Source organism: Streptomyces sp. SID3212 (genome assembly GCF_009865405.1).
In the GTDB taxonomy this organism is placed as follows: Bacteria; Actinomycetota; Actinomycetes; order Streptomycetales; family Streptomycetaceae; genus Streptomyces.
Genome location: NZ_WWJY01000770.1, coordinates 1 through 5,653, shown reverse-complemented (window position 1 = coordinate 5,653; position 5,653 = coordinate 1). Strand labels below are relative to the sequence as shown.

Annotated in this window: 6 protein-coding genes and 1 pseudogene; 2 read left to right on the top strand and 5 right to left on the bottom strand. The window is 73.1% G+C overall.

The window, feature by feature from the left end:
* The coding region (locus GT042_RS23265) for a sigma-70 family RNA polymerase sigma factor (RefSeq protein ID WP_161310669.1) at nt 1-678 on the bottom strand (678 nt) is incomplete at its 3' end.
* 177 nt (nt 679-855) lie between these two features.
* The gene (locus tag GT042_RS23260) at nt 856-1,542 is read right to left on the bottom strand and encodes a hypothetical protein (protein ID WP_161310670.1); all 687 of its coding nucleotides are present in this window, start codon (nt 1,540-1,542) and stop codon (nt 856-858) included.
* 206 nt (nt 1,543-1,748) lie between these two features.
* Here GT042_RS23260 and GT042_RS23255 point away from each other — a divergent pair, with 206 nt between their 5' ends.
* The gene (locus tag GT042_RS23255) at nt 1,749-2,792 is read left to right on the top strand and encodes a ferric reductase-like transmembrane domain-containing protein (protein WP_161310668.1); all 1,044 of its coding nucleotides are present in this window, start codon (nt 1,749-1,751) and stop codon (nt 2,790-2,792) included.
* A gap of 36 nt (nt 2,793-2,828) precedes the next feature.
* Here GT042_RS23255 and GT042_RS23250 read toward each other — a convergent pair whose 3' ends face one another.
* From GT042_RS23250 to GT042_RS23240, 3 genes are all read right to left on the bottom strand, one after another.
* On the bottom strand, nt 2,829-3,398 hold the full coding sequence (locus tag GT042_RS23250) for a TetR/AcrR family transcriptional regulator (RefSeq protein WP_202533565.1): 570 nt from the start codon (nt 3,396-3,398) through the stop codon (nt 2,829-2,831).
* Between the two features lie 82 nt (nt 3,399-3,480).
* Nucleotides 3,481-4,329: an oxidoreductase gene (locus GT042_RS23245; RefSeq protein ID WP_161310666.1), complete on the bottom strand. Its 849-nt coding sequence runs from the start codon at nt 4,327-4,329 to the stop codon at nt 3,481-3,483.
* Nucleotides 4,330-4,387: 58 nt separating this feature from the next.
* Entirely contained in the window at nt 4,388-5,338 is a 951-nt protein-coding gene (locus GT042_RS23240) for a helix-turn-helix domain-containing protein (RefSeq protein ID WP_161310665.1), read from the bottom strand.
* A gap of 166 nt (nt 5,339-5,504) precedes the next feature.
* On the opposite strand from GT042_RS23240, the pseudogene GT042_RS23235 reads away from it, so the two are divergent.
* A pseudogene (locus GT042_RS23235) lies at nt 5,505-5,653 on the top strand (TerD family protein); the annotation flags it as partial.

Sequence of the window (5,653 nt, the reverse complement as noted above, 5' to 3'; positions counted from 1 at the left end):
GGGCTGCCCGGCGAGGGCCGCGCCGTCGGCCTGCCAGACCGAGGTGAGGTCGCGCCGGGCCCGTGCGACGCGCGAACGGACCGTACCGACGGGGCAGTCGGCGGCGACGGCGGCCTCCGCGTAGGACAGGCCCAGGAGTTGGGTCAGGACGAAGGCCTGGCGGCGTGGCCCGTTCATCGTGTCGAGGAGGTCGTAGACCGCCACGCTCTCGTCGAAGCCGGGCAGATGGCGTGGCTGGGCGCGCTCGGCGGCCAGCTGCCAGTCCGTGGTGTCGGCGACCCGGGGTCTCGCGGCGGCGCTGCGGTAGCGGTCGACGACCACACACCGGGCGATCGACAGGAGCCAGGTCCTGGCGCAGGAGCGGCCGGCGAACTTGGCCAGGCCGGTCAGGGCCCGTACGTAGGTCTCCTGGGCCAGGTCGTCGGCGCCGGGCACGTCACCGCTGAGGTGGGCGACGAACCGCCGTACGTCGTCGTACGTGGCGCGGACGAAGTGCTCGGCGGCCTCCCGGTCGCCACGTCCGGCGGCCAGCGCCCACGCCGTGACGCGCTCGTCCCGGTGGCTGTCGTGGCGGCCGGTGGTGCGGACCCGGGCGGGAACGGGCCTGACGGGGCGGGCGGTGGCGGGGGATGTCGTGGGGGATGTCGTGGGGGGAATCGTGGTCGGGGCAGTGAACATCGCAAAGAGTCCTTCGCGTCCTCGTGGGCCGTCCCGGACGGGATCGGGCCCCCTCGGTGGCCGGGCTCCGGGCCGTGCGGGTCACCGGTGCGCGGCATGACGGTGTACTCCCCCGGCCGCACGCGGACGGACGCCGGCCGCCCGGCGGTGTGCCGGGCCGTGAACGGGCAGGGGGGTTCAGCGGCAGGACGGAAGGAGCGGTGGGCCACGCCGGGAGGCGGAGTCCAGCACGACGCGACGCCCGGGGCGCCGGGGCGCGCGGTACGGGACGGCGGGACGGGCGGTGGGCAGGCGGTGTCCGGTGCCGGAGCGCGACAGGACCCGCCAGGCGAGGCGGAGCGGGAAGCCGACGAACAGGGCCAGGCTGCGGGCGAGTTGACCGACCGCGCTCTCGCCCCGCCACAGCCACCAGCCGCACAGCAGACCGGCGAGCACGTGGGCCGCCGCCATGCCGGCGGTCGGGGAGTGACCGTCGTACGCCGTCGTCAGCGCCATCAGGTCGGCGGACTCCGCTCCCATCCCCTGGTGCGCGTGGGCCATGCTCATCGTCATGCCGGACCGGCCGCCACCGGAGGCGCCGGTCGTCCCCGCCGTACCGGACGCGGGCAGACAGAGCGGAAGCACACCGAACAGGTGGTGCAGGACCGCCTGTCCGGCCGCGGACGCGGCCACGACCACCGGGGCGCCGCGGTCCCGGCCCGTCAGCCACCAGCCCGCGCCGAGCGCGAGCACGAAGGCACCGCCCAGCGCGGGTAACGGAACAGGTCCGCCCGAACTGAGCGCGTGGCCGAGTCCGGACACCGCGACGCACACGGCAGCGAAGATCGCGGCACGTGTGAGACGGAGTGCGGGCCCGGCTCTCATGGCGGTCATCGTGCCACCCGCGCGGGAGCCTCGGAAAAGGGCAGCCGATCCTGATACGTCGCCAGTTCGCCCACTAAGCAAGGACAACACTTCTGTGTGATCCATGTCACACAACGGGGCGGGGAACTTTTCCGGTACGCGGGCCGACTCCTCGGAGGACGCGCGTGTCCCCACTCCGCCCCACGCCACCGAGAAAGCCGTTACCCATGAAGCCGACCCCAGCGCCTGCCCCCGATCCGGCCCGCCGCTCCGCGGAAGCCGACACGGCCGCGGAATCCGACACCGCCACCGGGTCCGACCCGACCGTCGAGGCGGCCGAGGCCGAACGTACCTCGGGCCGCTCGCAGGGCCGGATCACACTCCGCTCGGACCTGCGCGCCTCCATACCCGACGGCCTGATCGCCCTGGTACTGACCGCGGCGGTCTTCGCGCTCATCTACGCCCGTATCAAGGCGAAGACGTCCTCGACCGTGACCGTCATGCCGTTCATGGCCGACGCGGGCGGCTTCTGGATGTACTTCCTCAGCCAGGCCTTCGGCTGGACCGCGCTGCTGTGGGCGTGGACCACCGTCGTTCTCGGACTGCTGCTCGGCGGCTCCACTCCCCGGTGGCTGCCGATGTCGGCCCCGCGCCTGGAACGTCTCCACCGCACCACGAGCCTCAACACGATCGCCCTGATCTTCGCCCACGCCCTGCTGTTCGCGGCGGAGTTGGTGCGCCACGACACCGCGCGCTGGAACTCCGCCGTCTACACCGCGTTCGTGGAGGCGTTCGTACCGGGCGGGTACGACTCCGGGACCGGCGTGTGGGCGATGCCGATCGGGCAGGCCGCGCTCTACGTGGCGATCCCTCTCGGGCTGCTCTTCTACGTCAGGCACCGCATCGGCCCGAGGACCTGGCGGGTCCTGCACCGCTTCGTGATCGTCGTGTACGTCCTGAGCGTGTGGCACACCCTCCTCTACGGCACCAACGTCTGGTACGACGGGTGGTTCCGGACGACGGTGTGGCTGCTCCAACTGCCCATCGCCGCACTCCTGCTGGTGCGCCTGCTGCGTCCCGCGCGACGCTCCGAGAAGCTGGCGCGGCCCGGTGCCCACACCGGCTCCGCGGCGGGCTGGGCCCTGCGGTTCACGGGCCGGTTCGCGGCGGCAGCCGTCATCGCCGCTCTGCTCGCCATCATGATCAGCGGCAGCGACGGCGGTCGCACGGTCCCGCCGGAGGACACCTCGTCCACCCACAACCACGACTGAGGCAGGGGCTCCTGGGGCGGTCTCCCCACCCGCGCCTCATGACCCGGGGGTTACGTCCCGGTCGTCGAGGAGCCCGTCCAGCGCGGCGGCGGAGATCGCGTCCGCCTCGCTCTCGCCGAGCGGCGTGTGCCCGGTCATCAGGCGGAAGACCAGCGGTCCGAAGAGGAGGTCGGCCGCCACGTCGGCCGTGACGGACGCGCGCGCGATCCCCTGCGCCTGGGCGCGGCCCCACAGGTCGGCGACGGCGTCGCGCCGGCGCTGGAGGAAGTGGCTCCTGAAGTAGGGAGCCGCCCCGGGGTCGGTGACACAGGCGGCGAGGAGCTGGGCGAACACCACACCGACGGGTCCCGCGTAGAACGCGCTGACCCGGCGCACCTGTTCGCGCAGATCCTCGCGGGCGTCGCCGCTGTCCGGCAGCGGGACGGCGTGGGCCATCAGCCTGCCGAACGCCTCGGCCGCCACCGCCGTACGCGACGGCCAGTGTTTGTAGACGGTCGCCTTGCTGACCCCGGACCGGGCGCTGACCGCGTCCGCGGTCGCCGCGGGCAGGCCGCCCTCGGCGAGCAGTTCGGCCGCCGCCGCGAGCACGGCTTCCCGGGCCCGCACACTGCGGGGGTGGGCGGAGGCGGCCGGCAGGGCGGACGGGGCGGCAGGAGCGGGCGCGGGGGTTGTCGCCGCCGCGCTCCGCTCAGACGCCGGGGACGACATCGTCGTGGTCGGTCGAGAGGGAGACCTCACGCCAGGTGGCCAACTCGTCCCGCATCTGGTCGAGTTTGGCCTCCACCCGCACGACCGCGTCCGCTCCCAGCTGGAGGCGGTGCGGGGCGTCGGGGTGCTGCCCGAGGCCGACGATGACACGGGCGGCCTTGACGGGGTCACCGGGCTGGGCGTGGTTGCTGCGAAGGGCGCGCTCACGGCTCACCCCCACGGTCGCCGCGTAGTCGGCGATGACCGTCTCCTCCCGGCGCAGGCTCGACGCGTCGAGGAAGTCCGTGCGGAAGTAGCCCGGTTCGACGATGGGCACCTGCACCCCGAGCGGTTCCGTCTCCCGTCGGAGGGACTCGGAGAAGCCCTCCATCGCGAACTTGGTCGCGGCGTAGAGCCCCCACCCCGCGACGCCGTCGAAACCGCCGACCGAGGTGATGGTGATGACGTGTCCGGAGCGCCGGGCCCGCATGACCGGCAGGACCGCGCGCAGCACGTTGAGGGTGCCGAACACATTGGTGTCGAACACCGCGCGGGCCGCCGCGTCGCCGACCTCCTCGACCGCGCCGAGCATGCCGTGTCCGGCGTTGTTGACGAGGACGTCGATGCCGCCGAACCGCTCGACCGCCTCGGCGACCGCCGCCTTCGCCCGCGCCTCGTCCGTCACGTCCAGCGGGAGGGCGAACAGCGCGTCGCCCGCGTCGGGGAACGCCGAGCTCAGGGCGGTGGTGTCGCGGGCGGTGGCGGCGACCTGATGTCCTTCGGCGAGCGCCGCCCGGGTGATCTCCAGGCCGAAGCCGCGCGAGGCTCCGGTGATCAGCCAGATACTCATGGCCGCGCCTCCTTGCTCGCGGTCCCGCCGGGACCACCAAGTGAACTGTACGTTCAGTTTATCTGCTGTCGCGCCATTCGCGCGGGGACATGCCGTACGCCTCCTTGAAGACGCGCCCGAAATGGCTGGCGTTGCCGAACCCCCAGCGCCGGGCGACCGACGCGATCGTCACGGCTCCCGCGCCGGGCCGCGCGAGGTCCCTGCGGCAGTTCTCCAGGCGGTGGGTCCTGATCCAGTCGCCGAGGTGGACGCCGGAGCGGGCGAGGAGCGCGTACAGATGCCGTACGGATACGTTGTGCTGCCGCGCGATGCGGGCGGCGGTCAGGTCGTGGTCGGCGAGATGCGCGCGTACGTACTCCATGATCCGTACGTCCAGGGTTGCTTCGAGCGCCTCGCGCGCCGGGCGCGGGTCGGGCAGCCGGGAGGTGAGGGCCGCGCGGATCAGTTCGATGCTGGCGGTGCCGACGGCGTCCGCGACCGTGAGGTCGGGGACCTGCGGAGTCTCGGCCAGCCGGCGCAGATAGGTGGCCGCGAGGTCGGCCATCGGGTGCTCCGTACCGAACCGCAGTGCGGTGAGCCGCCCGAGCGCGTCCGCCGGGAGGGCCAGATCGCTCTGCGCCATGCGGAAGAAGTGCTGGTGGATCCCCTGCGGCTGGAGCAGCGTGTACGGGACGGTCGTGTCGTAGATCGCGAAGTCACCGGGCCGCAGCACCGCCTCGCGGCCTCCCTGGACCACCATGCTGGTGCCGGACACCTGGAGGCCGAGGAACACACTGGGCGGCAGGTCGTCCCGGGCGAGCCGGGGGGTGCGCCGGACGGTGGTGGCGTTGGCCGCGACGGAACAGACGTTGAGCCGTCCCACGTCGCTGATCACCCCGCACACGGCGATCCGGTCGGGCTCCGGCTGGTGCTCGATCTCGACCCGGACGACTGTGTTCCAGATCGCCTCACGGATCGCCTCGGCCCGCTCGGCCGGCGCCACCTGCTGCACATCGAGGATGACCACCATCCGGCAACCACCTTCTGAACTCGCTCCACGCTGTCGGCCAGGGCGGGCCGAGTCTATCCGGCGAGGGGGCGGGCGCCGGGGGGCGGAACCGTCGCGGCCCCGCCCCGCGTTCTCGTCACAGCGCCGCACGAACCGGCGCGTCGGGCGAACGGGACGGGTGGTGCCGATGACCGAGTTGGTTCCCGGGGGGAATCTGCCGCTGCCGGACGGCGCGCTGACGATCCAGGTGCCCGGCCCCTTCGACCTGTCCGTCCTGATCACCGGGGAGGGCGGGAAGGTCGCGGGTGACGAGGACTTCGTGTTCTACAACCAGCC